Genomic DNA, 25,979 nt, shown 5'->3' on the forward strand with positions numbered 1-25,979 from the left:
CAGATCCAAAGCCGCGACCTGATTTACCGGCAGAGCGTTCCGGCCTAGCCTCCGACTCTAGCGGTTTTCGCTAGAAGGGGGATTACAACATGCGCAAATTCATTCTTTCGCTTGCCTTGCTCGGCCTTGCTGCTGTCCCGGCGTCGGCGCAGTCGATCGGCGGCACCTATACGGTTGCCGGCACCAATTTCGACGGCTCGGCTTATGGTGGCGAGGCAACCATCACCTTGACCAGCGGGACGACCTGCACCATCCATTGGGAGACGGGCGGCTCGTCCTCGGACGGCATCTGCATGCGCAACGACAATGCCTTTTCCGCCGGCTACGTGATGGGCAAGGAAATCGGCCTCGTCGTCTACAAGGTGGAGAAGGACGGCTCTCTGCACGGGCTGTGGACCATCGCCGGCAAGGACGGCAACGGCACCGAGGTGCTGACGCCAAAGTAAGTTTTGCTGGTCTTTGGGCGGATATGTGGGCCACGGCGCAAAGCCGTGGCCCAGTCCTTTTGACGTTGCTGTTTCGCAGCCGGCTGATACAGGCTGATCCGAAGCACAACGAGTGATGCCCTTGCCTCTTTCGCCAAATCTTCGCGGCGCGCTGTTCATGGTGGTGGCCATGGTCGGCTTCACCCTCAACGACGCGATCACGAAATTCTCCTCGGAATCGATGAACATGGCGCAGGTCATGCTGATCCGGGGCGCCTTCGCTTCTCTGTTCGTCGGCCTGCTTGCCTGGCAGCGCGGCGCGCTGGCCCGGCCGGCGTCGATGCTGCAGCCGATGGTGGCTCTACGCGTCGCCGGCGAGGCCGGCGCCACGGTGTCGTTCCTCCTCGCCCTTGCCCATTTGCCGATCGCCAATGTCTCGGCCGTGCTGCAGGCACTGCCGCTGGCGGTGACGATGGGGGCGGCACTTGTGTTCAACGAAGGTGTCGGCTGGCGGCGCTGGCTGGCGATTGCCGTCGGTTTTGCCGGCGTGCTGATCATCGTCCGGCCGGGCTTCGAAGGGTTCAGTGTCTATTCGCTGCTGGCGCTGGCGAGCGTTGCTTGCTGCGCGGTGCGCGACCTTGCTACCAAGCGGGTCCCGCAGGCGATCCCGACCTTGCTGGTGTCGACCGCCACGGCGCTGGCCATGACGGTGTTGGGGGCGGCACTGCTTTCGCCGATGGGCGGCTGGACGCCGATGACAGGCAAAGCCACGGTGCTGCTGGCGCTTGCAGCAGTGCTCGTACTCATCGGCTACCAGTTCATCATCATGGCGATGCGGTCGGGCGACATCGCCTTCATCGCGCCGTTTCGCTACACCGCCCTGCTCTGGGCGATCTTGCTCGGCCTGGTCGTGTTCGGCGACATCCCCGACCTGCCGATGATCGTCGGCGCGTCGATCATCGTCGGCTCCGGGCTCTATGCGCTCTACCGCGAACGGGTCGTCGGCAAGCGACAAACCGCCGCCGAAAGCGCTGGACCTGACATGGCGCCGGACGGCATATAGATCGTCCCGAGACCCCGCGATTTTCGGGCTGAACAGAAGACGGCGGACCATGGACCGGGACATTGCAGGGATCATTCTGGCCGGCGGCCAATCGCGGCGCATGGGCGGCGGCGACAAGACGCTGCTTGTGCTGGGTGGCCGCAGGCTGCTCGACCATGTCGTCGCCCGTCTTGCTCCGCAGGTGGGACCGATGGCGCTGAGCGCCAATGGCGATCCGATACGCTTTGCCAGGTTCGGGTTGCCGGTGCTTGCCGATACGGTGGAAGGCTACGCGGGACCGCTTGCCGGGATCCTGACCGGCCTGGAATGGGCGTCCATGGGTTGTAACGGGGTGGTCACCGCCGCCGGCGATACGCCATTCCTTCCCGAGGACCTGGTCGATAGGTTGACCGCCGCGGCGGCTGAGCACCCTGGCGCGATCGCCGTCGCCAGTTCGGGCGGCAAGCGGCATCCGACATTCGCGCTCTGGCCGCTTGGTCTGCACGACGCCTTGCGCCGGTTCCTGGTCGATGAGGACAACCGGCGGGTTTCCGCCTTCATCGAACGGCATGGCTTTGTCGAGGTCGCGTTTCCGATGTGGAATTCCGGCGAACACGAGATCGATCCGTTCTTCAACATCAACACGCCCTCTGACCTTGCGGCGGCCGAGCGTCTGTTGCAGAGCATCAAACCATGAGACGCGTCTTCGGCATCACCGGCTGGAAGAATTCCGGCAAGACCACCCTGACCGAAAAGCTGGTCGCCGAACTGGTGCGGCGCAGCTGGAGCGTGTCGACGGTGAAGCACGCCCATCATGATTTCGACATCGACAAGGAGGGCGCCGACTCCTTTCGTCACCGCCAGGCCGGCGCGACCGAGGTCGCGGTGGTGTCCGGCCGACGCTGGGCGCTGATGCACGAATTGCGCGGCGAAGACGAGCCGGCGCTGGACGCCATCCTGTCGCGGCTGGCGCCCTCCGATATCGTGCTGGTCGAAGGCTACAAGCGCGAGGCGCACAAGAAGATCGAAACGCGGCGTCTGGAGGCCAAGGACCGCACCCCGCTTGCGGCCAGCGATCCCAACATCGTCGCAATCGCTGCCGACTTCGCGGCCGATGGAGAAGGTCTGCCGGTGTTCGATCTCGACGACGTGAAATCGATAGCCGACTTCGTCGAAGGCGTCGCAGGCCTGAAGCGCTGAACGGGCCGGCAAATCATCGTTCAGCCGCCGCCAAACTTGTTTCCGGGTCCTAACCCTGCGTCATCTTTGGCCGGGAATGCAAATCCCCGAGGCCACTGTTTTGCAGTTGCTTTTTTCGGGGAAAGAGTGGGAGTATCGCCGCCAGCGGGCGGTCAAAAGCACCGCCCTCAGAGCCGCATGGAACAGCGGCCGGGACAATATGAGAGGATCATCATGCGTATTGCATTGCGTATCGCGCTCGCCGCATCGGCTGCGCTGCTGACCTTGGGCGTTGCCCAGGCTCAGGAAAAAACCCTGAAGATCGGCACGGAGGGCGCCTATCCGCCATTCAACAACCTGACTTCCGACGGGCAGCTCGTCGGCTTCGACATCGACATCGCCAAGGCTCTCTGCGATGAGATGAAGGTGAAGTGCACCTTCGTCGCCCAGGATTGGGACGGGATCATTCCGGCGCTGCAGGCCGGCAAGTTCGACGCCATCGTCGCCTCGATGTCGATCACGCCGGAACGCGCCGAAAAGGTCGACTTCACCCACAAATACTACAACACGCCACCGGCGATCGTTGCGCCCAAGGACAGCGACCTCAAGGGCGTGACCAAGGAAGATTTGGCCGGCAAGACGATCGGCGTGCAGGCTTCGACCACGCATTTCAACTATTCGACCAAGACTTACACCGACAGCACGGTCAAGCCCTATCCGACCGCGCAGGAATACCAGCTCGATCTCGCCAATGGTCGCCTCGATGCCGCCAATGACGACATCGTCGTGCTGCAGCAGTGGCTGGATTCGCCTGACGGCGCCTGCTGCAAGCTGATCGGTGCGATCAAGCCGGTCGTTGAAATCCACGGTCCGGGCGCCGGCATTGCGGTCCGCAAGGGCGAGACCGACCTTGTCAACCAGTTCAATGCCGCGATCGACGCCATTCGCGCCAACGGAAAATACAAGGAAATCAACGACAAGTACTTCAAGTTCGACGTCTACGGCGGCGATTCCTGATCGCGGCCTTCTGATCGAGAGAACGGCGGGATAGTCCCGCCGTTCTTGCAAGAACAGGCCGGGCACGAGGGGTGCAGCGGCGTGACTCTCCAAAGGCATTTGGGAGAACAGGCGAGCGGATGCTGAGCGTTTGGACGCTTCTCAGTTGGGGACCCGATGGCTGGCTTGACGACATCGTCTCTGGTGCCGCCGTCACCGTTCTTCTGGCGCTGGCAACCCTTCCAATCGGTTTGACGATCGGCTTTTTCATAGCGCTGGGCAAACAGTCCGAGGAGCCCTCGCTGCGCATCGCCGCCAACATCTACACGACGATCTTCCGTGGATTGCCCGAACTGGTGACGCTGTTTCTGTTTTTTTTCGGCGGCCCGCTGATCCTGCAATATCTCATCAGATTGGTAAGGCCCGAGGCGACCATCGACGTTAACGCCTTCGTCGCCGGCATGATCGTGCTTGCCATTATCTTTTCGGCCTATGCCAGCGAGGTATTCCTTTCGGCTTTCCGGGCCATCCCCAAGGGCCAATATGAAGGCGGCTACGCTGTCGGCCTCTCATACGGGCAAACGATGCGCAAAGTGATCTTGCCGCAGTTGGTCCGCATCGCGTTTCCAGGCTTGGAGAATTGCTGGCTGAGCCTGCTCAAGGACACGTCGCTGGTGTCGGTGGTCGGCCTGGCTGAGACTCTGCGTCAAGCCGGCGTGGCCGCACGCGTCACCAAACACACCTTCCTGTTCTTCAGCGTGGCCGCGGTCGTTTTTCTTATCCTGGCGGTCGTTTCATCCTTGGCTACCGGCGCCATACAGCGCTCGCTTAGCCGGCGGGAGGCACGGCGATGAGCATTGTGGCCGACGCCAAGACCGCTGCAGAACGGCCTCCCCCGCGTGCACGTGGCTGGCCGCGTTCACGCATCATCGGCCATGTGCTGATAGTTATCTGGATTGCCGCCGGCGGTGGCATCGTCGCCTATCTGGCTTGGGCCTGGAACGGCGAGCTCTTTGCCAAGTATGGCCCAAGCTACGTAGAAGGCCTCGGCGTCACGCTTTCGCTGGTCGGCATCTCGATTGTGCTGGGCGCCATCCTGTCGTTTCCGGTCGCCTATGCGCGCATGTCAAAGAACCGGATCCTGTCCGGCCTTGCCTATTGTTATGTCTATTTCTTCCGCGGAACGCCGCTGCTCGTCCAGGCCTTCCTGGTCTATTACGGGGTCGGTTCGTTCAAGCCGCAACTCGAAATGGTCGGGCTGTGGGGCTTTTTCCGCGAGGCATTCAACTGCGGCGTCTTTGCCTTTGCCCTGAATACGGCTGCCTATCAGGCCGAAATCCTGCGTGGCGCCATCGAAAGCGTGCCGAGGGGCCAATGGGAGGGTGCTGCTTCGCTCGGCCTGCATAAATTGCAGACGTTGTGGAAGATCATCCTGCCGCAAGCGTTGGTCGTCGCGCTGCGGCCCTATGGCAACGAGCTTATCCTTATGATCAAGGCGTCCGCGATCGTCGCCATCATCACCGTGTACGATCTGATGGGCATGGCAAAGCTTACCTACTCCCGGACCTTCGATATCCAGGCCTATATCTGGGTCGCCGTGGTGTATCTGGTGATTGTCGAGATCTTGCGTCATGGCATCGAATGGATCGAACGCCGGATCACCATCCACCTCAAACGCTGACGAGTTTCCGGATTTAGGCCCAAAACACGGCCAGCGTCAGCATCTTGACGAATCCGCCGCAAGGCCTAGACGTTCCACGGCAAATTCTCGTTTCCGCTGGAAGGTAGGCCTATGGCATCGGTGGCATTTCTCGGTCTTGGCGTCATGGGTTACCCGATGGCCGGGCACCTCAGGAACAAGGGCGGCCACGACGTCACCGTCTACAACCGCACCACGGCGAAGGCCGAGCAATGGGTCGGCCAGCATGGCGGCCGTTTTGCCGCAACGCCGGCCGAAGCGGCCGAGGGCAAGGATTTCGTCTTCTCCTGCGTCGGCAATGACGATGATTTGCGTTCGGTGACGACGGGCACCGACGGCGCCTTCAAGGCGATGAAGAAAGGCGCTGTCTATATCGACAACACGACAGCTTCGGCCGAGGTCGCGCGTGAGCTGGCTGAGAAGGCGGACGCGCTTGGCTTTTCCTTCCTCGATGCGCCGGTCTCCGGCGGCCAGGCCGGTGCCGAAAACGGCGTGCTGACCGTCATGGTCGGCGGCGAGCAGGCAGCGTTCGACAAGGCCAAGCCGGTCATCGAGGACTTCGCCCGCATGGTCGGGCTGATGGGGTCGGCAGGCGCCGGCCAGCTTACCAAGATGATCAACCAGATCACCATAGCCGGGCTGGTGCAGGGCTTGGCCGAGGGCATTCATTTCGGCAAGAAGGCCGGGCTCGACATCGAGAAGGTCATCGAGGTGATCTCCAAGGGCGCCGCCGGCTCATGGCAGATGGAAAACCGCCACAAGACCATGAATGCCGGCAAATATGATTTCGGTTTCGCCGTGGACTGGATGCGCAAGGATCTCGGCATCTGCCTGACCGAGGCCGACCGCAATGGCGCCAAGCTGCCGGTGACGGCGCTTGTCGACCAGTTCTACAAGGATGTGCAGTCGATGGGCGGCAGGCGCTGGGATACGTCCTCGCTGCTGGCGCGCTTGGAGAAATAGGTCTTAGCGTGGCTGAGCTTTCGCCCCAATCCAGCGCCGATGAAATCGTAGAGCATCTGCGTTCGATCGGCTCGGAGGAGAACCGCCGTGGCATGCTGCGCTATGGTATCAAGATCGACCGAGCGCTCGGCATCCCGCACGGTGTGCAGCGGCAGATTGCCAAGAAAATCAAGCGCAACCATGAACGTGCCTTCGAGCTATGGCAGAGCGGTATCATGGAGGCGCAGTTCATCGCTTCCGTTACAGCCGATCCGAAGCGGTTCTCTGCAGCGGATGCAAGGCATTGGGCGGCGTCTTTCAACTCGTGGGATATCGTCGACGGTGTTTCCGATCTCTTCGTCGACACGGAGTGCTGGAGGGAACTGATCGACGCGTTCGTGGCCGACGAACGGGAGTTCGTTCGACGCACGGCCTTTGCCATGATGGCCTGGTCGGTCGTCCACCGAAAGAAAGAGCCAGAGACGACCTTCCTCGACTTCCTGCAGATCATTGAAGCGCATGCCACCGACGACCGCAATTTCGTGAAGAAGGCCGTGAACTGGGCTCTTCGTTCGATCGGCAAGCGATCCATGGATATGCACGGCGCCGCCCTTGCTGTCGCCGAACGGCTGGCGCGGTCGACCGACAAGACGGCGCGCTGGATCGGCAAGGACGCGGTGAGGGAACTTTCCGATGCCAAGACGCTCGAGCGGCTCGCCGCCAGAAAAGGCTGACGCGACCAGGATCCGCTTTATCGAAGTAACGCGAGGAAAGCGCGCCGACTTCGAGACTCTGTTCGAACAACCCGGCGCGCCGAAATATTGCTGGTGCATGGCGTGGCGCAACCTCTCCAGCCGCGAGCACGTCGACAACGACGAGAAGAAACGGGCAATTATGGCGCTTGTCGAGGCTGGCACACCGGTCGGCATTCTTGCCCAGGCCGATGGCACGACCGTCGGCTGGTGCTCGGTCGCGCCACGCCAGACCTATCGCAAGCTGTCGCGCCAACAGGACGACAGCGAGACCGGCGTCTGGTCGATCGTCTGCTTCTACGTGCCAAGAGCATTACGCGGCGGCGGCCTCGCCGGCGCCCTGCTCGATGCGGCGATCGATCATGCCTTCGCCAAGGGCGCCGGCACGATCGAGGCCTATCCGGTCGACAAGGCATCGCCAAGCTACAGTTTCATGGGATTTCGCGACATGTTTTTGGTCCGCGGCTTTCGCGAGACCGGCATGGCCGGATCTCGCAGACATGTGATGCGGCTCGAGCGTTGACGACATTGCGGGCGGCGTCTTTACTTGGAGCCAAAGGAAGCGGCCGATGAGCAACCGTCTCAAATCAGGCACAGCGCTCGCAGCTCTGTTGTTTGTGTCCACTGCCGCCGATGCCTCGGCCGAGACCGCGCACATATTCTGGAAGAACCTGCGTCCGGCGACGCAAGCGATCGCCGAAGACGCCGGCCTGCCGATGATCGCGGCAAAATTGCCCGACCACGGCGAGACGCTGTCCATCGATTTGGAGGACAAGACCGTCCAGTTAGCCGGCTATGCGCTTCCGGTTGATCGCGACGGCGACCTCGTCTACCAGTTCCTGCTGGTGCCATGGACGGGCGCCTGCAGCCACATGCCGACGCCGCCGCCGAACCAGATCGTGCTGGTCACGCCAGCCCATCCCTACACGATGTCGGAAGCCTATCAGCCGGTTTCCGTCACCGGCACGCTGCAGCCGGGCATGGAGAAGAGCCAGCTTTTCATCCTCGACGGCGTCTCGGTCATCCAGTCGGGCTACACCGTGCGCAAGGCTGAGGTGGCAAGCGTCGACACCGTGCCGGACACGGTGACGCTGCCGGTCAACTCGCCTTGGAGTTTTCTCAACAAAAAGAAGAAGTAAGTGGAACGAACTTGGGTGATCTTCGAGCGAATGGATCACACAAGGCTTGATGATCAGGCCGCGTTCGCCCCCGATTCCTTGTCCAGCACCATATAGTCGAGCGGGATTTCGGTCGTGTACTTGATCTGCTCCATGGCGAAGGAAGACGACACGTCGCGAATCTCGATCTTGGCGATCAGCCGCTTGTAGAAGGCGTCGTAGGCGGCGATGTCGGGTACGACGACGCGCAGCAGATAGTCGACGTCGCCGCTCATGCGGTAGAACTCGACCACTTCCGGGAATTCCTGGATGACCTCGGAAAAACGCCGCAGCCATTCATGGCTGTGCGAATTGGTGCGGATCGACACGAAGACGGTGACGCGCACATTGACCTTCTCGTGATCGAGGATGGCGACGCGCCGCTTGATGACGCCCTCCTCCTCGAGCTTCTGGATGCGCCGCCAGCATGGCGTCGTCGACAGGCCGACTTTCTTGGCGACATCGGCAACCGCGAGGGTCGCGTCCTCCTGCAGGAGGCGAAGGATTTTTCTGTCAAGGCGGTCCATTGGATGCTCCTGATGCATGTCGCCCAAAAGTGCGCAGCGGTTTTGGGATAACGACATGCAGAAAAACAAGAATTCAAAGCGCGTCACGGCTTCCCTTCAGGCGCGACGCGCTTTGGGGAATAGTTTGGCTATATTCCCTTTTATCCGGGGCTTTCACAAGAACGAAATTCTCCCAACCGCCGCAAAAGCGAGTGATTTCTTGCAAGATGACTAAACAAGGCGATAGCGGATTTCCGACCTCAGGAACGGCAGCAAATCCATTTCGAACCATGGATTCTGCTTCAGCCAGCCGGAGTTGCGCCAGGACGGATGCGGCAGCGGCAGCACTTTCGGGCCGCCCGGGGCATCCCATATCGAGCGCCAATCCTTCACCGTTTCGGTCAGCGAGGAACGGCGCGTGGCGCCCATGTGCCAGGATTGCGCGTAGATGCCGATCGTCAGCACGAGATCGATGCGCGGCATCAGCGCCATCAACGGCACGCGCCATGCCGGCGCGCATTCGCGCCGCGGCGGCAGGTCCGCGCCCTTGGCGTCCTGGCCGGGAAAACAAAAACCCATCGGCACGATGGCGAACTTTTCCGTGTCGTAGAACTCCTCGCTGCTGACGCCGAGCCAGCTGCGCAGCCGGTCGCCGGAGGCGTCGGTAAAGGGCATGCCGGTGATGTGGACCTTGGTGCCCGGCGCCTGGCTGGCAAGCAGGATGCGGGCGGTCGACGATGGCCGCAGCACCGGACGCGGCTCATGCGGCAGCGGCCGGCCGAGCGGGTGCTCGACGCAGATGCGGCAGGCACGGACCCGCGCCGTCAAGCGTTCCAGATCTTCGCTCATCAGGTCCACGACAGAACCTACGCAGCAGCACTTGGCCGGCTGGAGATCGCCTGATGCCAGCGCAACACATTGGCGCATTCGTCCGGCACCTTGATGCGCGCCGGCTTCATGAAATCGATGGCGATCAGGCCGGTGATGTCGGCGATCGAGTAAGCGTCGCCGGCAGCGAATTCCCGTTGCGCCAATTCGCCGTCGAGCAGCTTGAGGAATTCGATCGCTTTCGGTTTGTTGGCCTCGCCCCATTCGGGGATTTGCGGGATCTCCCATTCCTTCATCGCCGGATGGATGTGGCGAAAGGCCTGCGCGACGCAACTGAGCAGATTGAACTCCATGCGCCGTTGCCACATCTCGACCCTGGCCTTGCCGAGCGCGCCGCGCCCGAACAGAACCGGCTCCGGATGCAGTTCCTCGAAGTAGCGGCAGATGGCGACGGATTCGGTGATGATGGTGCCGTCGTCGAGTTCGAGCACCGGCAGGCGCCGCAGCGGGTTGCGTGAGCTGACCGGCTCTTGTTTGTGCCCAAGCGCGCCCATATCGACGGGCACCAAAGGAACCTCGATCCCTTTCTCGGCGAGGAAAACGCGGACCCGGCGTGGATTGGGCGCGCGGCCGCCGTCGAACAGTTTCATTCCATCCCTCCCGATTGGTCCTGACAAACTATAGGGTTCATGCGCCTGTTCGCCATCACCGGAAGCGGAAAAACTCACGCATGGCGTCGCCGATCGAGGCGAGCGTGCCGTGCTTCCTTTCGACCAGCTCGTGGCCGTGGGTGTCGCGCCAGTCCTGCGGTTCGTCGAAGCTGCCGGCCCAGATGCCGGTCTTGCCGGCGCGGGCGCCGGCCTCCTCGGTCTCGAAACCGCCATAGGCGACCGCCCAGCCGGCCTCGACCTGCGCGCGGTTGAGATCCGTGCTCCCGGCCTTGCAGTCGCCAAGCAGCCGGCCGTAGCGGTCGTGCTGCCAGCCGCTGCAGGAGACAGGCCTGCCGGCGATCAGCCGCACCAGCGACTGGCGCGCAAGCTTGCCGCAGGGATAGTCGGCGCCGTCCTTGTGGCAGGTCTGCTGGTATTCCGGGGCGTCGATGCCACGCATGCGGATGCGCTCGCTGCCGAGCGCGATCGAATCGCCGTCATTGACGATGGCTGCACCCTCGGCCTTGCGCGTCTCGAACCGGTCGAGGCGCGCCGCCAGCAGGATCAGCAAGCCAAGGAGGATGACCGTCAGTCCGTAGTCCAGCAGCCTGCGCCACAGGCTTCGCGGCGGCGGCGCAACGTAGCGCCGGCGCGGCCTCGGCGACCACGAACGGCTCATATGGCAAACAGTCTCTTAATCATTCGAACGTAGCTTAACGAATTGAAATCGCTGCGCGCATAAATCGAAGTTACCATGCCTTTGCTACGCTCGAACACAGCGGACAAATTCATTGTGGACCGCAGGAAACCGCATCGCAACAGCGATGTGGCGCGCGCGGTGCGCAGGACGCGTGACCGTCTCTCGCAGCAGGCCGGCAATCTCGACTTCGACCGCGAACTCCTGAAGCTGCACGCTCGCTCGATGATGGGTGGAGTGATCGCGATTCCGCTGCTTGTGCTGGCGATCGCGGCAGCAGGCCTGCTTGCCGGAATGGACAAGCAGATCGGCGTCTGGGCGCTGTTCATGCTCATCTGCTACACCGTCGTTTCGTTCATGGCGCGTCGCGTCGAACGCGCGGAAGCGTCCGAACTCGACCCGTCGCGAACGCAAAGGGCCTTCCTGATCGGCCACTCGCTGTGCGGCCTCGGCTGGGCCTGGTTCGCCTGGCTCGGTTGCGCAACCTGCCAGATCGACCAGTTCCAGGTGGTCAAGGCGATGGTATTGCTGGTTGCCATGGCGGCGACCGCCGTCATGGCCTCGTCGCTGAGCGGCGCCCTGCTGGCGACCTTTGCCGTTCCTGTGGCGGTCTATGCCTATGCCGGTGCACGGTTCTGGATGCCGATCGAGGTGATCATGGCCGCGCTGCTGGTCGCAGCCTTGCCCTTCTTCATCTATGTCGCGCGCAATCTCAACCGTTCGTCAGTGATGCTTTTGTCGTTCCGGTCCGAAAAGGACGCTTTGATCGCCGAGGTCGAGACGGCGAAATCGATGTCGGACGAAGCGCGGCGGCGGGCCGAGGATGCCAACCTGGCCAAGTCGCGCTTTCTCGCTTCGATGAGCCATGAGCTCCGGACGCCGCTCAATGCCATCCTCGGCTTTTCCGAGGTGATGGCCAACGAGGTGCTTGGGCCGATGAGCAACCCGACCTACCGCGACTACGCCCATGACGTGCATGAGTCCGGCCAGCATCTGCTCGACCTGATCAACGAGATACTCGACCTCTCCCGCATCGAGGCGGGCCGCTACCAGCTCAACGAGGAACCGGTGATGCTGCTCAACATCGCCGAGGATTGCTGCCACATGATGGAGCTGAAGGCGCGCAACAAGGACATCCGCGTCGTCCAGGATTTCGAATCCACCTTGCCGCGGCTGTTTGCCGACGAGCGCGCGGTGAGGCAGATCACGCTCAACCTCTTGTCCAACGCCATCAAGTTCACCGCATCCGGCGGCGAGGTCCGCGTGCGCGTCGGCTGGACGGCCGGCGGCGGGCAATACATCTCTGTCAAGGACAACGGCCCGGGCATACCGGAAGAGGAGATTCCGATCGTGCTGTCCGCCTTCGGCCAGGGTTCGATCGCCATCAAGAGCGCCGAACAGGGAACCGGTCTCGGTCTGCCGATCGTGCAGGGCCTGCTGGCCATGCACGGCGGCGAGTTCGAGCTTCATTCAAAGCTGCGCGAAGGCACCGAGGCGATCGCCATCTTCCCGTTCAGCCGCGTGATGGAGGAACTGCCGGCGCTGCCCACCAAGGCGGTCGCCGCGCGCAGGCGCTGAATCAGTTTCGAACAGCCGCCGCCATGCCCGAACTGGTGAGTGCGGCGGCCTTGACCAGACCGGCGGCGAGTGCGGCCCCTACCCCTTCGCCGTGGCTCAAGCCAAGGTCGAGCAACGGCCGAAGGCCAAGCCGTTCGGCGGCCTTGGCGTGCCCCGTCTCCGGCGACAGGCTGGCCAGAAGACAATGGTCGAGCGCAGCCCTGTTGGCGGCATGCAGCACTGCTGCCGCGGCGGTCGCGGCAAATCCATCGAGCAACACCGGGATCTTCTGCATGCGGGCAGCCAGGATGGCACCGGCTATTGCCGCGAACTCGCGGCCGCCAACCCGGCGCAAGGCCTCGAGAGGATCGCGCAAGGCGTCGGCATGGAAAGCAAGGGCCGTGTCGACCACCTCGGCCTTGCGCGCCAGCTTCGCGGCATCGGCGCCCGATCCCGCTCCAACCCAGTCGGCACCGCCGCCGCCGAACAGCGTGGCGCACAGGGCGGCGGCGACGGTGGAATTACCGACGCCAAGATCGCCGAGGCAAAGCAGGTCACTGCCACCGGCAATCGCCTCCATGCCGAAGGCCATGGTGGCAGCGCAGCCGCGCTCGTCGAGTGCGGCGTCCTCGGTGATGTCCTCGGTCGGGATATGGAGCGCGAGGTCGAAAACCTTCAACCCGAGATCATTGGCGATGCAGATCTGGTTGATCGCAGCGCCTCCTGCCGCACAAAGCTCGACGGCATTGGCGGTGGCCGCCACCGGTCGCGGCGAAATGCCGTGACGGGCGACGCCATGGTTGCCGGCAAAGATCGCGACCAAAGGCCGGTTCACCGCCGGCGGGGCGCGGCCACTCCAGGCGGCGAGCCAGGCGGCGATGTCCTCGACACGGCCAAGCGATCCCCCGGGCTTGTCGGCCTTGGCAAACAGTGTGCGGACACGCGCCTCGGCCTGCGCATCGGCCGGCGGCAGGTTTGCCAGCAGGTTGCGAAAATCGTCGAAAGGCAGTGCGCTGGTCATGTCGGTGGCGATCGTTGCTGGAGCTGGTCAGCGGCATAGCCGCCTTCCCCGGCCGGCACAACCTTCGGTCTTGCCGTGAAAACGCTCGCCGAGGGCGCAATCCCGAGGGCTTGCATTGGCCTTGGCGTTGCACCATGTGGAGGTAACGCAAGAGAATATCATGACGGCCATCGAATCCCCATGCATCCTGGTTTGTTCGATCGACATGAAAACCGGCTTCTGTTTCGGCTGTGGCCGCACGCGCGAGGAAATCGGCGCCTGGATCGGCATGACCCCGGAAACGCGCCGCAGCGTCATGGCCGAATTGCCAGCAAGGCTGGAAACGGTCGAGCGGCGACCGCGTCGGGAAACGCGCCGCACGCGCATGGCGCGCGAGCGCGATGTGCTCTCGTGAGACGGCAAAGCCAATGAGCCGACTGTTCTGGATAGTGATGGTCGTGATCGGCGCGGGACTGATCCTGCTGATGATCAACGATTCGGCCGGCAGCACTTTCGGTGTCGAAAACTATGATTTCAGCCGGCTGATCTGGCTTGGCGCGATCGCTGCGCTGATCGGCGCCGGCCTCATTCGCTCAGGCCGGTCACTGGGCGATATGGCCCGCAATCTCGGCACCTGGGCCGTCATCGCGCTGGCGCTGATCGCCGGCTATCAGTACCGCTACGAGTTGCAGGATATTGCCAGCCGGGTGACCGCCGGCTTCGTTCCCGGCAGCCCCTTGGCGCTGGGCGTGGAAGACGGCCACGCGACGGTGACGCTGGACAAGGCCGACAATGGCCATTTCGAAGCCCGCATCATGATCAATGGCGCACCGATCCGCGCCGTCGTCGACACCGGCGCGACCAGCATCGTGCTGACGGCGGAAGACGCTCAGGCTGCGGGCTTCAACCCTGCTGCCCTCAACTTCACCATACCGGTCTCGACCGCCAACGGCATGGCACGCGCCGCCGCCGTGAAGACCGACGAAGTGGCGATCGGCGGCATCGTGCGCAAGGACATGCCGGTGATGATCGCGGCGCCCGGCATGCTCGGCCAGTCCCTGCTCGGCATGAACTTCATCGGCTCGTTGTCGGGTTTCGACGTGCGCGGCGACCGGATGATCCTCAGGGACTGAAATCCGTCAGGCGGCTTCCGCGGCAGCGCTGCTGAAATCGACGGCGGCAAAGGCCGTCTTCAGCACATCCGGTCCGGCGCCCGGTCTCGTCGCGTCGGTCGACAGGATCTGCCGGTAGCGGCGTGCACCGGGCAGGCCGTGGAACAGGCCGACCATGTGGCGGGTGACATGGCCGAGCCGTCCGCCCTTCTCGATGTGGCGCGCCGCATAGACTGCCATGGCATCGATCAGCGCCGCAAAATCGAAGGCGCCGGATGTCTCGCCGTAGAAGGCCGCGTCGACACCGCCCAGGATGCCCGGCGTATGATAGGCGGCGCGGCCGAGCATGACGCCGTCGACATGATCGAGGTGGAGGCGCGCCGCTTCCAGTGATTGAATGCCGCCATTGATACCAATGAATTCGTTCGGTTTTCTGGTCTTCAACCGATAGACGCGGTCATAGTCGAGTGGCGGGATGTCGCGGTTTTCCTTCGGGCTCAGCCCCTCCAGCCACGCCTTGCGGGCATGTACCCACAGCGCGTCGGCGCCGGCTGCCAAAACGCCGTCGGCCAGCGCATCGAGCGCCGGCTCGGGGTCCTGCTCGTCGACGCCGATGCGGCATTTGACGGTGACGGGAATTTTCACCGCGGTCTTCATCGCCGCAACGCAATCGGCGACCAGCACCGGCGTCTTCATCAGGCAGGCGCCGAACGTGCCGGACTGGACGCGATCCGACGGGCAGCCGACATTGAGGTTGATCTCGTCATGGCCGAAGGCCTCGCCGATGCGCGCCGCCTCGGCCAGCTTCTGGGGGTCGGAACCGCCGAGCTGCAGCGCCGACGGATGCTCCGCCTCGTCGAAGCCGAGCAGCCGTTCCCGCGCACCCTGGATGATCGCGTCGGCCACCACCATCTCGGTGTAGAGCAGCGCCCGGCGCGTCAACAGACGGTGGAAGAACCGGCAATGTCGGTCCGTCCAGTCCATCATGGGTGCCACGGCCACTCTATGATCTTGATTTTTCAGCATTTTTTCTTTAACATCAAATCGTTAGAACCTGCCGAGTGCACACGAATTTACGCCCGAATACGACCCTTTTCGCCACGTTTCGATCTCTCAGTGCACACGGAGCGCACACGAAAAAATGGCCACCTACACAAAGCTCTCGTCCGGTTCCTGGCGTGTCCAAGTCCGTCGCAAAGGTCGCTACGTCAGCGAGATCTTCCTGCGCCGAGACGACGCACGGCGCTGGGCGACCGAAACCGAGCGCCAAGTCGATCGCGGTGAGACGCCGACCAAGTCCCGTATAGCGCGCCTGAAAACCTTCGGCGAACTCATCGACCTTCATATCGACGACATGTGCGATGTAGGCAAGTCCCCTCGCCGCTCCAAGGCCGCAGCCCTCGATATGCTCCAAAGACATCTGGGGAAGTGCAACATCGCAGCCCTTGATCGCGAACGGCTCATTCGTTTTGGTCGCGACCGGGCCGCCCAAGGTGCCGGACCGATGACTCTCGGTATCGACATCGGCTTTGTAAAACTCATTCTGGCTCACGCCGCTGCGGTGCACGGCCTGCCGGTCAAGATCGAACCGGTTGATCTCGCACGTATCGCCCTAAAGAGGCTTGGTCTCGTTGGGAAAGGCCATCAGCGCGACAGGCGGCCGACCCAGGATGAACTCGACAGGCTCATCGCCCACTTCGATGCAAACCCTCGTCAAATAGCGCCAGTTGGCCAGATAATACGTTTCGCAGTCGCAACCGCGATGCGGCAGGAGGAAATCTGCAAGGCGCAGTGGTCCGACATGGACGCCCGTACGCGGATGCTTCTAATCCGTGACCGGAAAGACCCGCGAAACAAAAACGGGAACAACCAGCGCATACCCCTATTCGCGGCAACTGGATACGACGCATGGGCCATTGTTGAGGACCGACTGGCCAAGCGAAGCAATGACGATGATCGAATTTTCCCATTCAATCATAGGTCAGTCGGGACCGCATTCCGTCGAGGGTGCGCTGACCTGGAGATCCACGACCTTCATTTTCATGATTTGCGGCACGAAGGCACGAGCCGCCTTTTCGAGGCTGGATTCACGATTGAACAGGTTGCGCTGGTGACTGGGCACAAGGACTGGAAAATGCTGAAACGGTATACGCACCTTAAGCCCGAGGCGCTCCACGCAGTGCTGGCGAACCGTGCTGCCTAACGCGATGGCCGCTTCCATGTTCGGGTGCAACAGTAGCCGAAAGTCGAACCAGACCACGAATTTAGGGTCAGGAGTTCAAATCTCTTGGGGCGCGCCATTCGGAATACGCCATCCGTCGAGTTGCATCCGGCCGGCCGCGCGCCTGACACTCTCGATGTATTGCGATGGCGAGCTAAGTGCACTGCCACCGCAATTCCGCCTCGTTCGGCTCGGCTTCGACAACGCAAAAGGCGCGGAATGTTGCGGAGCAAATCTTCGCAGCACCGTCGCCCAATGTGTGTGGTAACACCGCGACGGCGGAACCAGCGGAGTCTGATTTGACCATGCCTTCTTCTACCACCAAGCGTGCGCTGATCACCGGGGCGGGTGCTGCCGACGGCATCGGCTTTGCCATTGCGCGGCAGCTCGGCCTTGCCGGTCATGCCGTTTTCCTGAACGGTGCCAGCGAGCGTGTACTCGATCGCGCCGCCGAGCTTTGCTCCGAAGGCATCAATGCCAAATCCGCGGTCGCCGATCTCACCATCGCAGCCGAAGTCGCGCGGCTGCGGGCTTATGTCGGCGCTGTCGACATCCTGGTCAACAATGCCGGCATGGGCTCGCTGGCATCGCCCTCGGTGGACAAGGCGTTTCTCGCTATGACCGAGGCCGACTGGGACCAAGGGATCGACGTCAGCCTGAAGACCGCGTTCCTGGTCACCCGCGCGTTTCTGCCGGCGATGGTAGAGGCAGGCTATGGGCGCATCGTCAATGTGGCATCGGTTACAGGGCCGCTGGTGTCTTTCGAAGGCACCGCCGCCTATTCCGCCGCCAAGGCCGGCATGGTCGGCCTGACGCGCACGCTGGCGCTCGAAGTGGCAAAAAGCGGCATCACGGCCAATGCCGTGGCCCCCGGCTGGATCGAAACGGGCTCGTCAAGCGCAATGGAGCGGCAAGCTGCCCTGCACACGCCACCGGCGCGGGCCGGGCGACCGGACGAGGTTGCCGCAGCGGTGGTGTTCCTGGCATCGGAAGGCGCCAGCTACGTCAACGGCGCCCTGCTGGTGGTCGACGGCGGCAACAGCCTTCAGGAGCGCAAGGGCTGAATCCGAAAACGACCGGTCGTTCACGATCGGGTCGCGGGGTCGTGGAAAGCCTGGCTGTTGCGCGCCCGTAGCTCAGCTGGATAGAGCACCAGACTACGAATTTGGGGGTCAGGAGTTCGAATCTCTTCGGGCGCAGCATTGCCGCAGCTCGTTTGCGCAACTATTCCTGCTGGAATTGACAGGGCCAATCTTCAGGCCTCGTCAAGCCAGAAGGCAACTCGGTCCGGGCGTCTCCGCAAGCCATGTTGAGCTGCCACTGGGACAGACCCACCGAATTGGAAAGGTCGAGGCCCTCGATACGGGTCAGAAAGAAAAAGGCGCGGTCAAAGTCTATCGGCGCGGTGAACGTCGCTCCTCGGAAGTCCGCGCGTGCGAGATTGGCAAACGAAAAGCGGCTGCCGCTGATATCGGCGTCATGGAACTGCGCACGCCCCAATTCTGCCTTTGTGAAATCAACATTGGTCAGATTGGCGTCCTGGAAATTCGAGCGCTGCATTTCCGCGCTCGCAAACATAGCGCCCTGCGCGTCCATACGGCTGAAGTCGGTCCTGTAGGCCTCGATTCTGTCGAACCGGGCGCCTTTGGCGGTCGAGTCGGCCAGGGAAGCCCGCACAAGCGTTGCCTTCTCAAGATTTGCCGCAAGGAGATTGCTGTTCCTGAGGTCGGTCGAAGTGAAATCAACACCGAACAGGTTCGCCCCGCCCTGGTCCTGTCCTTCTAGGATGAGAAGCTTCTTGTCACACTCGTGCCAATCGACGCCAGGCGTCGCGGCTGCGTCGCAATTTTGAGCGGCAGTGGCGTTCTGCCAAGCAAACACAGTGCAAACCGCTAGAACCAAGCCGGATGCGCCGTAAGCTCTGGTTCGTCTCAAAGTCATTGTTGCTGGACCTCTGCCACTCGCCGACACTCAACCTTACCACATCCTTACTACATCTGCTGACATACGAGCCACGGTGACCACCGCCGTCACAGTTGGCGCATTTCTCATATTCAAGCGACCAACGTCCAGTGAGCGCCGATCCATTCCCCGTTGGCGGCAAGGCTCCGTAGTGCCCACTCCAAAGCTTGCTCGAACTCGCCGCTCACGAGGTGCGAAAGCCCAACCCCCAAAAGGATTTCATAATTGTCCAGGGCCCCAGGTGCGATCTGCAGGGCATGCAGATAGCACTCGCGGCCGAACGCCAAGTCGCCCAGCATTACGTTACAAAAGGCGCACAAGGACAAGACAGTCGAGTTGTTCGGGTTTCCTGCCAAGGCCTGCCGCAGCATCACGAGGCTACGCCGCCCTTCGCGCCCCACGGACATGAACACCAAGGCCGATATCGCGGCGACCAGCGGGTCGTCGCCACCAGCATCTACCGCCCGCTCGGCGAGTTCGAGCGCGCGTCGTCGCTCCTCATTCGACAGGCCTTGGCCAAACGTTTCCTTCCGCTCGTAGGCCCACCCTGCATAGGCGAGTGCGATGGCAAAGGTGGGGTCAAGTTCTATGGCCTTTTCAAGAAGGCGAATGGCTTCGGCATTTACTTCTGGCGACGCACCGCGGAACAGCGGAAGCGCTCGGAGATAGAGATCGTACGCATCGAGACTGTTCGGGGGCTTCCGTCGTGCCCGCTGGATCTCGGCCTTGCGCACCTCGGGCTCGACCAGGCCCACGACAGCCTCGGTGATGCGATCTTGAAAATCGAACAGGCTCGTGACTTCGCCATCGAAGTGATCGGCCCACAGCTCAGTCGCCTCGGCGGCGTCGACGAGTTGTACGCTGACCCGCAGCCGGCTGTCGCGCCGGCGCACGCTTCCCTCAAGCACATAGCGCACTCCCAGGGCGCGGGCGACTTCCCGGCTGTCGGGCGACCGGCCCTTGTAGGCGAAGGCAGCGTTGCGTGCGACGACCGCGAAGGTTCTGAATCGGGACAGGGCGGTGATGATATCTTCGAACATTCCATCGGCGAAGTATTCGTCTTGACCGTCGCCAAGGTGGCTCTGGAACGGCAGGACCGCGATGGATGGGCGCAACGGCCGTAACAGCGAGAACCGGGCGATTGTGCGCGGCAACCGGTAACCGAGCCGGGGGACGGTCACGACCCACTCTTCGCCATCCGGTGCTGGGCCTAGTGCCTTGCGCAGTGTCGCCATCTGCACCGAGAGATTGGCTTCCTCGACAATCATTCCCGGCCAGGCCTTGGCCATCAATTCGTCCTTGCTGACGGTCTGGCCTCCCGCCGCTAGCAGCGTATGCAGAAGCGCTATCCCGAGTTGGCCAAGGGCGACAATCTGTCCGTCCCGCCGCAGCAGTCCCGCGGCCGGATCGAGTTCGAACGGGCCGAAGATGAAAGTCTGTTCAACCACGATGAGATGCTATAGCCGCAACGGTCCATGGGCAATCGGCCATGTTTCCGTCAATCCGGCGGGCAGTTCTTGCGCTCGAACGCTACACGGATGCCGCGTAGCGCCGCTTGCGGTGAGCGTAAGCGCACCACAAAAGCGCAACGATGAAACAGAGCCGGCCTACCGCCTCAACGCGTAGACGTTTTCCATGCTTTCGCCACCGATCGGTAGCGCCATGTCGTCGTCCAGCAGACGGGTGATGCGGGCAAATCCGGTGAAAGCCTTCCTCGCCTCCTCGGCCGACATGTTGCCGGACAGTGCTGCGGCGCAGCAATTCAGGGCGCACTGATAAACCGGTCCACGCCGTCCTGTTGGCCACTTGCGCAAGAACACCATGGCTTCGGCAACGCTATCGACTTCCTGCACTGGGTATCCCTGCCCGGGCGCAATGCGCACAGGCGTGAAGAAATGCAAGCGATCCATATTTAACCTCCCGGCCGATCGCCTCCGCTCGATCGAACCCCATTAAACTCCCGGACGGGCATTTGGTTCCAGAAAAAAGTGGGCTGCGCATAAAAAATTTGGCGGAAAAAACGGGCAGCCTTCGGCCCTCGTAACAAAAACGGCGAAATCGAATCACCGCTAGTGCCATGACAGCAGCAGCTTGCCCTTGCTGATAAGCGCGATTCTCATTGAATATCTTTAAGGCCAAAGCCGGCAAATGGATTGCTTGCCGGTTCCCCGACGTCAGGCATAGGCTGCGCAGCCATCGCGTGGAGGCGCGCGGCAAACCGGGGAGGACATAAGCATGACCATACAGGGCGCATCGCCTGACCTGTACAATGAGGATCTCGCTCCGGCGAAGGTTCGAAACTGGGGACCGTTCTCGATCTTCAACGTCTGGACGTCGGACGTTCACAGCCTCTGGGGCTATTACCTGGCGGCAAGCCTGTTCCTGTTCTGCGGCGGCTTCGTCAATTTCATCATCGCCATCGGTATCGGCTCGCTGATCATCTATGTGCTGATGAACATGGTCGGCTATGCCGGCGTGAAGACGGGCGTGCCCTACCCTGTGCTGGCCCGCGCCTCCTTCGGCATCTGGGGCGCCAACATTCCAGCCCTGGTGCGGGCCATCGTCGCCTGCTTCTGGTATGGCGCACAGACGGCGGCAGCGTCGGGCGCGATCGTCGCGCTGCTGATCCGCTCGCAATGGTTCGCCGACTTCAACCAGAACTCGCACTTCCTTGGCCATAGCGGCCTCGAAGTGATCTGCTTCGTCGTGATCTGGGCGTTGCAGCTTCTGATCATCCAGAAGGGCATGGAAACGGTGCGCCGCTTCCAGGACTGGGCCGGCCCGGCGGTGTGGGTGATGATGCTGATCCTGGCGATCTATCTCTGCGTCAAATCTGGGAGTTTCGCCTTCACCAGCGACATCCCGATGGATGTGCTGCTTGAGAAGACCAAGGATGCGGGCGTTCCCGGCACGCCTGGCTCGTGGACGGCGCTGTTCGCGGTGGCGGCGATCTGGGTGACCTATTTCTCGGCACTGTATCTCAACTTCTGCGATTTCGCCCGCTATGCGCCCGACAACGCCGCGCTGCGCAAGGGCAACATCTGGGGCCTGCCGGTCAACCTGATCCTGTTCTCGCTCGTCGCCGGCGTCACTACCATTGCCGCCTATGACGTCTATCATGAGGTGCTGCTGCACCCCGACCAGATCTCGGCCAAGTTCGACAGCTGGTTCTTGGCGGCACTCGCAGCGCTCACCTTCGCCGTGGCGACGCTGGGCATCAACGTGGTGGCGAATTTCGTCTCGCCGGCCTTCGACTTCTCCAACGTCTTCCCGCGGCAGATCGACTTCAAGAAGGGCGGCTATATCGCAGCGGTGATCGCGTTGTTGCTCTATCCGTTCGCGCCATGGGAAGGCGGTGCTGCGCATTTCGTCAACATCATCGGCGCGACGATGGGGCCGATCTTCGGCGTGATGATGGTCGACTATTATCTGATCCGGAAGGGCGAGGTTGATGTCGAGGCACTCTACCGGGAAGACGGCGAGTTCCGCTTCCAGGGCGGCTGGCACGTCAATGCCTTCATCGCCGCCGGCATCGGCGCGATCTTCTCCTCGATCCTGCCCAACTTCACCAATTGGCTGCCGGCCTGGTGGGGCGTCTATGGCTGGTTCTTCGGCGTCGCCATCGCCGGCGCCATCTACTACGTGCTGCGCACGATGGCGCTGGGAGCCGGAGCGAAGACGGCGAAAGCTTGAAGAGTAATATCGTCAGGGGCGGCGCAAGCCGCCCCTCCTCTATCGACCGACCATCTCGGCCAGTCTGCGCACCGTGTTCCAGTTGCGTGAGGTGCCGATGCCCAAGCGCTTGTGGCTGGTCGCTGCAATTAGCCGCGAACTTGGTGTCGCGCGAGAAAAAACGATCCAGATGTCGCCGCCGACCGCCTGCATTTTTTCGTCCTTGCCGACATAGGCCTGCAGCGTTGCAGCAGCCTCCGCCGGAACAGGCTTGCGCATCACGCGCACCGCCACCTGATCGGCGGCAGCGGCCGATTCGACCGGAAACGGATTGCTGGCGGCGAGCCTCAGCCAGACATCCGCGCGGCGCACGATGATGTCGACATGGCGGCCGAAGGTTTTTTCGAACGCCGCCTCCAGCCGCTGCTCCAGCACGGGAATTTCCGTGGCTTTCGTCTCGAACACCAGATTGCCGGTTGCCACCAGCGTGCGCGGGTTCTTTAGCCCCAGGCCTTCCGCCATCGCCTTGAGGTCGGCCATGACGACGCGCCGTCCCTCGCCCAGGATGATGCTGTAGAGCAGCGCGACATAGGTCTGCATGAGGTGCGGGACCCGGCTTGGCGTTACTATACCAGCCGCGACTGCTCCATCGCCGCCTCGATGAAGCTGGCGAACAGCGGGTGCGGATCGAGCGGCCGGCTTTTCAGCTCAGGATGGTACTGCACGCCGATGAACCAGGGATGGTCGGGGTATTCGACCGTCTCCGGCAGCACGCCGTCGGGCGACATGCCGGCAAACACCAGGCCGCAATCCTCGAGCCGCTCCTTGTAGTCGACATTGACCTCGTAGCGGTGGCGGTGGCGCTCGGAAATCTGGGTGTCGCCGTAGATCTCGGCGATCTTCGACCCCTTGGTGAGCTCGGCCTGGTAGGCGCCGAGCCGCATGGTGCCGCCGAGGTCGCCGGTCTCCTTGCGCTTCTCCAGCATGTTGCCCTTCAACCACTCGGTCATCAGGCCGACGACCGGTTCCTTGCTCGGGCCGAACTCGGTCGAGGAGGCATGCTCGACGCCGGCCAGCGAACGCGCCGCCTCGATGCAGGCCATCTGCATGCCGAAGCAGATGCCGAAATAGGGCACCTTGCGCTCGCGGGCGAATTTCGCCGCCAGGATCTTGCCTTCCGAGCCGCGCTCGCCGAAGCCGCCGGGGACCAGGATGCCATGCACCTTTTCAAGCCATGGCGTCGGGTCTTCCTTTTCGAAGATCTCGCTCTCGATCCAGTCGAGCTTGACCTTGACGCGGTTGGCGAGGCCGCCATGCGACAGCGCCTCGATCAGCGATTTATAGGCGTCCTTGAGGCCGGTGTATTTGCCGACAATGGCAATGGTCACCTCGCCTTCCGGATTGTGGATGCGGTCGGAGACCTTCTGCCAGGGCTCCATGCGCGGTTTAGGCGCGGGGTCGATGCCGAAGGCGGCGAGCACTTCGGAGTCCAGCCCTTCCTTGTGATAGGCCATAGGCACGTCGTAGATGTGCGGCACGTCGAGCGCCTGGATGACAGCACTCTCGCGCACATTGCAAAACAGCGACAGCTTTCTGCGCTCTTCCTTGGGGATCGGCCGGTCGGCGCGGACCAAAAGGATGTCGGGCGCGATGCCGATGCCGCGCAGTTCCTTGACCGAATGCTGGGTCGGCTTGGTCTTCAGCTCGCCGGCCGTCGGGATGTAAGGCATCAAGGTCAGGTGCACATAGACGGCGTTGTTGCGCGGCAGGTCGTTGCCGAGCTGGCGGATCGCCTCCAGGAAGGGCATCGCCTCGATGTCGCCGACGGTGCCGCCGATCTCGCACAGCACGAAGTCGTAGTCGTCATTGCCGTCGAGGACGAAATGCTTGATCTCGTCGGTGACGTGCGGAATGACCTGCACTGTCGCGCCGAGATAGTCGCCGCGCCGCTCGCGCTCGATGATGTTCTTGTAGATGCGGCCGGTGGTGATGTTGTCCCGCTGGTTGGCCGAGCGGCCGGTGAAGCGCTCGTAGTGGCCAAGGTCGAGATCGGTCTCGGCGCCGTCGTCGGTGACGAAGACCTCGCCATGCTGGTACGGCGACATCGTGCCGGGGTCGACGTTGAGGTAGGGATCGAGCTTTTTGATGCGCGCGCGATAGCCTCGCGCCTGCAAGAGAGCCCCGAGGGCCGCTGCAGCGATGCCTTTTCCGAGTGAGGAAACCACGCCGCCAGTGATGAATACATATCGCGCCATGGGAGTCATCGCTTAGCGCGGCCGGATTGATTCCGCCAGAGAAAAAACCGCCGCGAAGGCTTTTTCCCAAGAAGGCGCGAAGCCCCGAGGGGCCAATAGTGTTCCGATCAAAACAAAAAGGGCCGGCTGAGCCGGCCCTTTCGGCATTCCTTGTCTAACCGTCAGATGGTGACGACCTTGGTTGTTGAATAACAACAACCTTGGTCGTTAGATAATGACGACCTTGGTGCCGACCCTGACCCGGCTGTAGAGGTCCATGACGTGCTCGTTGATCATGCGGAAGCAGCCATTGGAGGCGCTGGTGCCGATCGACTGCGGCGCGATGGTGCCGTGGATGCGCAGGTGCGTGTCCTTCTTGCCGTCATAGAGGTAGATGGCGCGCGCGCCGAGCGGGTTCTCGCCGCCGCCGGGCATGCCGTCCTTGTACTGGCCATAGTGCTTCGGCTCGCGCTTCTGCATATCGAGCGTCGGGATCCAGCGCGGCCATTCCTGCTTGTCGCCGACCGCAACCGTGCCCTTGAACTGCAGGCCTTCGCGGCCGACCGCAATCGCGTAGCGGCGTGCAGTGAAAGCCGATTCGACCAAATAGAGGCGGCGGGCACTGGTGTCGATGACGATGGTGCCCGCAGCGTAGCCGGTGAACTCCACTTCCTGCGGCACGAATTCCGGCTTCACCTTGAACTGCTTCTTGGCTTCCTTCTTGGCGAGCACCTGATCGAGCGCCCGCGTCTCCGGCAGCAGCGACATCGACGAGGACGAGGTGCCGCCGAACAGGCCGGCGAAGAGCCCGATGTTGCGCGGCTTCTGGCCGGGCGCTTCGCTGCGCAACTCGCCGTTGTTGCCGGCCAGCGCCACGTTCATCGCCTCGGCCGGGAGCGTTTCGGCGGACTGGATCGGCGCGATCGGCTGAACCGGCTCGATGATCTTGACGGTCTTCTTGCCCGGCTTGGCGTCCGCCACCTTGGTTTCCGCAGCCTGGCCTTTCTTGGCCAGGAATGCCTGGCGTTCCGCGCCAGCCTTGGCCTTGGCCGCGTCGCGCATCGCTAGCTTCCTGGCCTCGAGCGCCTTGGCGCGGGCTGCTTCCTTGTCGGCCGCGATCTTGGTTTCGAGCTTGCTGATCTGAGCCAGATCGTCGGCGCTCGGATTTTTCTTCTTCTTGAGAAGCTTCAACTGCGCCGCATCGCTTTTGGCGGCGGCGACATTGATGACATCGGTCTTTCCAACCGACTGCTGTGAAACCATTGCCGGTGTGCCGGCGACGGCGGCTGAACTCATGCCGAGTACGGCGCAAAACCCCAGGAGAATGAAGCTGCGAAGCTGCATGGCG

General features: G+C 62.5%; 29 protein-coding genes and 1 tRNA gene. 18 read left to right on the plus strand and 12 right to left on the minus strand.

All coding sequences use genetic code 11. The features are described 5' to 3' along the window. Positions 1-89 precede the first annotated feature (89 nt). The 11 genes from AC1RUK_RS11475 (at position 90) to AC1RUK_RS11525 (ending at position 8,174) form a co-directional block, all read left to right on the plus strand. Entirely contained in the window at positions 90-446 is a 357-nt protein-coding gene (locus AC1RUK_RS11475) for a hypothetical protein (protein ID WP_436174995.1), read from the plus strand. 121 nt (positions 447-567) lie between these two features. Then, positions 568-1,488, plus strand: coding sequence for a DMT family transporter (locus tag AC1RUK_RS11480; protein WP_436175192.1), 921 nt, complete (start codon positions 568-570; stop codon positions 1,486-1,488). A gap of 49 nt (positions 1,489-1,537) precedes the next feature. Beyond that, positions 1,538-2,164 (plus strand): molybdenum cofactor guanylyltransferase MobA, encoded by a 627-nt coding sequence (mobA, locus tag AC1RUK_RS11485; RefSeq protein WP_481835543.1) that lies wholly within the window; start codon positions 1,538-1,540, stop codon positions 2,162-2,164. Beyond that, positions 2,161-2,667, plus strand: coding sequence for a molybdopterin-guanine dinucleotide biosynthesis protein B (gene mobB / locus AC1RUK_RS11490; RefSeq protein WP_481835542.1), 507 nt, complete (start codon positions 2,161-2,163; stop codon positions 2,665-2,667). Before mobA ends, mobB begins: the two co-directional genes overlap by 4 nt. Positions 2,668-2,880: 213 nt before the next feature. Beyond that, positions 2,881-3,663: an ABC transporter substrate-binding protein gene (locus tag AC1RUK_RS11495; protein WP_481835541.1), complete on the plus strand. Its 783-nt coding sequence runs from the start codon at positions 2,881-2,883 to the stop codon at positions 3,661-3,663. A gap of 119 nt (positions 3,664-3,782) precedes the next feature. Beyond that, positions 3,783-4,496: an ABC transporter permease gene (locus AC1RUK_RS11500; RefSeq protein WP_006205215.1), complete on the plus strand. Its 714-nt coding sequence runs from the start codon at positions 3,783-3,785 to the stop codon at positions 4,494-4,496. Next, the gene (locus AC1RUK_RS11505; protein ID WP_481835540.1) at positions 4,493-5,323 is read left to right on the plus strand and encodes an ABC transporter permease; all 831 of its coding nucleotides are present in this window, start codon (positions 4,493-4,495) and stop codon (positions 5,321-5,323) included. The genes AC1RUK_RS11500 and AC1RUK_RS11505 overlap by 4 nt, the downstream gene beginning before the upstream one ends. A 111-nt stretch (positions 5,324-5,434) precedes the next feature. Beyond that, positions 5,435-6,304, plus strand: coding sequence for an NAD(P)-dependent oxidoreductase (locus tag AC1RUK_RS11510; protein WP_481835539.1), 870 nt, complete (start codon positions 5,435-5,437; stop codon positions 6,302-6,304). Between the two features lie 8 nt (positions 6,305-6,312). Further along, the gene (locus AC1RUK_RS11515) at positions 6,313-7,017 is read left to right on the plus strand and encodes a DNA alkylation repair protein (RefSeq protein WP_481840243.1); all 705 of its coding nucleotides are present in this window, start codon (positions 6,313-6,315) and stop codon (positions 7,015-7,017) included. Then, positions 6,977-7,558, plus strand: coding sequence for a GNAT family N-acetyltransferase (locus AC1RUK_RS11520; protein WP_481835537.1), 582 nt, complete (start codon positions 6,977-6,979; stop codon positions 7,556-7,558). Before AC1RUK_RS11515 ends, AC1RUK_RS11520 begins: the two co-directional genes overlap by 41 nt. Before the next feature lie 46 nt (positions 7,559-7,604). Continuing rightward, on the plus strand, positions 7,605-8,174 hold the full coding sequence (locus AC1RUK_RS11525; RefSeq protein WP_481835536.1) for a DUF3299 domain-containing protein: 570 nt from the start codon (positions 7,605-7,607) through the stop codon (positions 8,172-8,174). 53 nt (positions 8,175-8,227) lie between these two features. Here the strand turns inward: AC1RUK_RS11525 and AC1RUK_RS11530 are convergent, their stop codons facing one another. The 4 genes from AC1RUK_RS11530 to AC1RUK_RS11545 all read right to left on the minus strand — a co-directional run bounded on the left by AC1RUK_RS11530 (position 8,228) and on the right by AC1RUK_RS11545 (position 10,855). Then, a complete protein-coding gene (locus tag AC1RUK_RS11530; RefSeq protein ID WP_006205209.1) occupies positions 8,228-8,719 on the minus strand; it encodes an Lrp/AsnC family transcriptional regulator in 492 nt (163 codons plus the stop codon). A gap of 210 nt (positions 8,720-8,929) precedes the next feature. Next, positions 8,930-9,625: a uracil-DNA glycosylase family protein gene (locus tag AC1RUK_RS11535; protein ID WP_481835535.1), complete on the minus strand. Its 696-nt coding sequence runs from the start codon at positions 9,623-9,625 to the stop codon at positions 8,930-8,932. Beyond that, complete coding sequence (locus tag AC1RUK_RS11540; protein WP_481835534.1) at positions 9,565-10,176, minus strand: glutathione S-transferase; 612 nt, start codon at positions 10,174-10,176, stop codon at positions 9,565-9,567. Before AC1RUK_RS11540 ends, AC1RUK_RS11535 begins: the two co-directional genes overlap by 61 nt. A 55-nt stretch (positions 10,177-10,231) precedes the next feature. Next, on the minus strand, positions 10,232-10,855 hold the full coding sequence (locus tag AC1RUK_RS11545) for a thermonuclease family protein (RefSeq protein ID WP_481835533.1): 624 nt from the start codon (positions 10,853-10,855) through the stop codon (positions 10,232-10,234). Positions 10,856-10,930: 75 nt separating this feature from the next. Between AC1RUK_RS11545 and AC1RUK_RS11550 the strand changes: the two genes are divergently transcribed. Further along, entirely contained in the window at positions 10,931-12,451 is a 1,521-nt protein-coding gene (locus tag AC1RUK_RS11550) for a sensor histidine kinase (RefSeq protein WP_481835532.1), read from the plus strand. A gap of 1 nt (position 12,452) precedes the next feature. Here AC1RUK_RS11550 and AC1RUK_RS11555 read toward each other — a convergent pair whose 3' ends face one another. Continuing rightward, positions 12,453-13,451 (minus strand): nicotinate-nucleotide--dimethylbenzimidazole phosphoribosyltransferase, encoded by a 999-nt coding sequence (locus AC1RUK_RS11555; protein ID WP_481835531.1) that lies wholly within the window; start codon positions 13,449-13,451, stop codon positions 12,453-12,455. A gap of 160 nt (positions 13,452-13,611) precedes the next feature. On the opposite strand from AC1RUK_RS11555, the gene AC1RUK_RS11560 reads away from it, so the two are divergent. Both AC1RUK_RS11560 and AC1RUK_RS11565 read left to right on the plus strand, forming a co-directional pair. Further along, positions 13,612-13,845: a DUF1289 domain-containing protein gene (locus AC1RUK_RS11560; RefSeq protein WP_006205202.1), complete on the plus strand. Its 234-nt coding sequence runs from the start codon at positions 13,612-13,614 to the stop codon at positions 13,843-13,845. 13 nt (positions 13,846-13,858) lie between these two features. After that, on the plus strand, positions 13,859-14,563 hold the full coding sequence (locus AC1RUK_RS11565) for a TIGR02281 family clan AA aspartic protease (protein ID WP_481835530.1): 705 nt from the start codon (positions 13,859-13,861) through the stop codon (positions 14,561-14,563). Positions 14,564-14,569: 6 nt separating this feature from the next. Here the strand turns inward: AC1RUK_RS11565 and dusA are convergent, their stop codons facing one another. Then, on the minus strand, positions 14,570-15,568 hold the full coding sequence (dusA, locus tag AC1RUK_RS11570) for a tRNA dihydrouridine(20/20a) synthase DusA (protein ID WP_481835529.1): 999 nt from the start codon (positions 15,566-15,568) through the stop codon (positions 14,570-14,572). Positions 15,569-15,683: 115 nt separating this feature from the next. On the opposite strand from dusA, the gene AC1RUK_RS11575 reads away from it, so the two are divergent. The 3 genes from AC1RUK_RS11575 (at position 15,684) to AC1RUK_RS11585 (ending at position 17,962) form a co-directional block, all read left to right on the plus strand. After that, positions 15,684-16,745 carry a tyrosine-type recombinase/integrase gene (locus AC1RUK_RS11575; protein ID WP_481835528.1) on the plus strand — a complete coding sequence of 354 codons (1,062 nt, stop codon included), beginning with the start codon at positions 15,684-15,686 and terminating at the stop codon, positions 16,743-16,745. A 323-nt stretch (positions 16,746-17,068) separates the two neighbouring features. Beyond that, on the plus strand, positions 17,069-17,827 hold the full coding sequence (locus tag AC1RUK_RS11580) for an SDR family NAD(P)-dependent oxidoreductase (protein WP_481835527.1): 759 nt from the start codon (positions 17,069-17,071) through the stop codon (positions 17,825-17,827). 61 nt (positions 17,828-17,888) lie between these two features. Then, positions 17,889-17,962, plus strand: a tRNA-Arg gene (locus AC1RUK_RS11585). 25 nt (positions 17,963-17,987) lie between these two features. Here AC1RUK_RS11585 and AC1RUK_RS11590 read toward each other — a convergent pair. From AC1RUK_RS11590 to AC1RUK_RS11600, 3 genes are all read right to left on the minus strand, one after another. Beyond that, a complete protein-coding gene (locus AC1RUK_RS11590; RefSeq protein WP_481835526.1) occupies positions 17,988-18,704 on the minus strand; it encodes a pentapeptide repeat-containing protein in 717 nt (238 codons plus the stop codon). A gap of 113 nt (positions 18,705-18,817) precedes the next feature. Further along, positions 18,818-20,173 (minus strand): winged helix-turn-helix domain-containing tetratricopeptide repeat protein, encoded by a 1,356-nt coding sequence (locus AC1RUK_RS11595; protein ID WP_481835525.1) that lies wholly within the window; start codon positions 20,171-20,173, stop codon positions 18,818-18,820. Between the two features lie 159 nt (positions 20,174-20,332). Next, a complete protein-coding gene (locus AC1RUK_RS11600; RefSeq protein ID WP_192178741.1) occupies positions 20,333-20,635 on the minus strand; it encodes a DUF982 domain-containing protein in 303 nt (100 codons plus the stop codon). A gap of 325 nt (positions 20,636-20,960) precedes the next feature. Between AC1RUK_RS11600 and AC1RUK_RS11605 the strand changes: the two genes are divergently transcribed. Next, positions 20,961-22,418: an NCS1 family nucleobase:cation symporter-1 gene (locus tag AC1RUK_RS11605; RefSeq protein ID WP_481835524.1), complete on the plus strand. Its 1,458-nt coding sequence runs from the start codon at positions 20,961-20,963 to the stop codon at positions 22,416-22,418. A gap of 39 nt (positions 22,419-22,457) precedes the next feature. Here AC1RUK_RS11605 and AC1RUK_RS11610 read toward each other — a convergent pair whose 3' ends face one another. From AC1RUK_RS11610 to AC1RUK_RS11620, 3 genes are all read right to left on the minus strand, one after another. After that, complete coding sequence (locus AC1RUK_RS11610) at positions 22,458-22,997, minus strand: DUF1697 domain-containing protein (protein ID WP_481835523.1); 540 nt, start codon at positions 22,995-22,997, stop codon at positions 22,458-22,460. Between the two features lie 26 nt (positions 22,998-23,023). Beyond that, positions 23,024-24,661, minus strand: a complete 1,638-nt coding sequence (pyrG, locus tag AC1RUK_RS11615; RefSeq protein WP_481835522.1) for a CTP synthase — start codon at positions 24,659-24,661, stop codon at positions 23,024-23,026. A gap of 198 nt (positions 24,662-24,859) precedes the next feature. Continuing rightward, positions 24,860-25,975, minus strand: a complete 1,116-nt coding sequence (locus tag AC1RUK_RS11620) for a L,D-transpeptidase (protein WP_481839526.1) — start codon at positions 25,973-25,975, stop codon at positions 24,860-24,862. Between the last annotated feature and the right edge of the window lie 4 nt (positions 25,976-25,979).

Source organism: Mesorhizobium monacense (assembly GCF_056781675.1).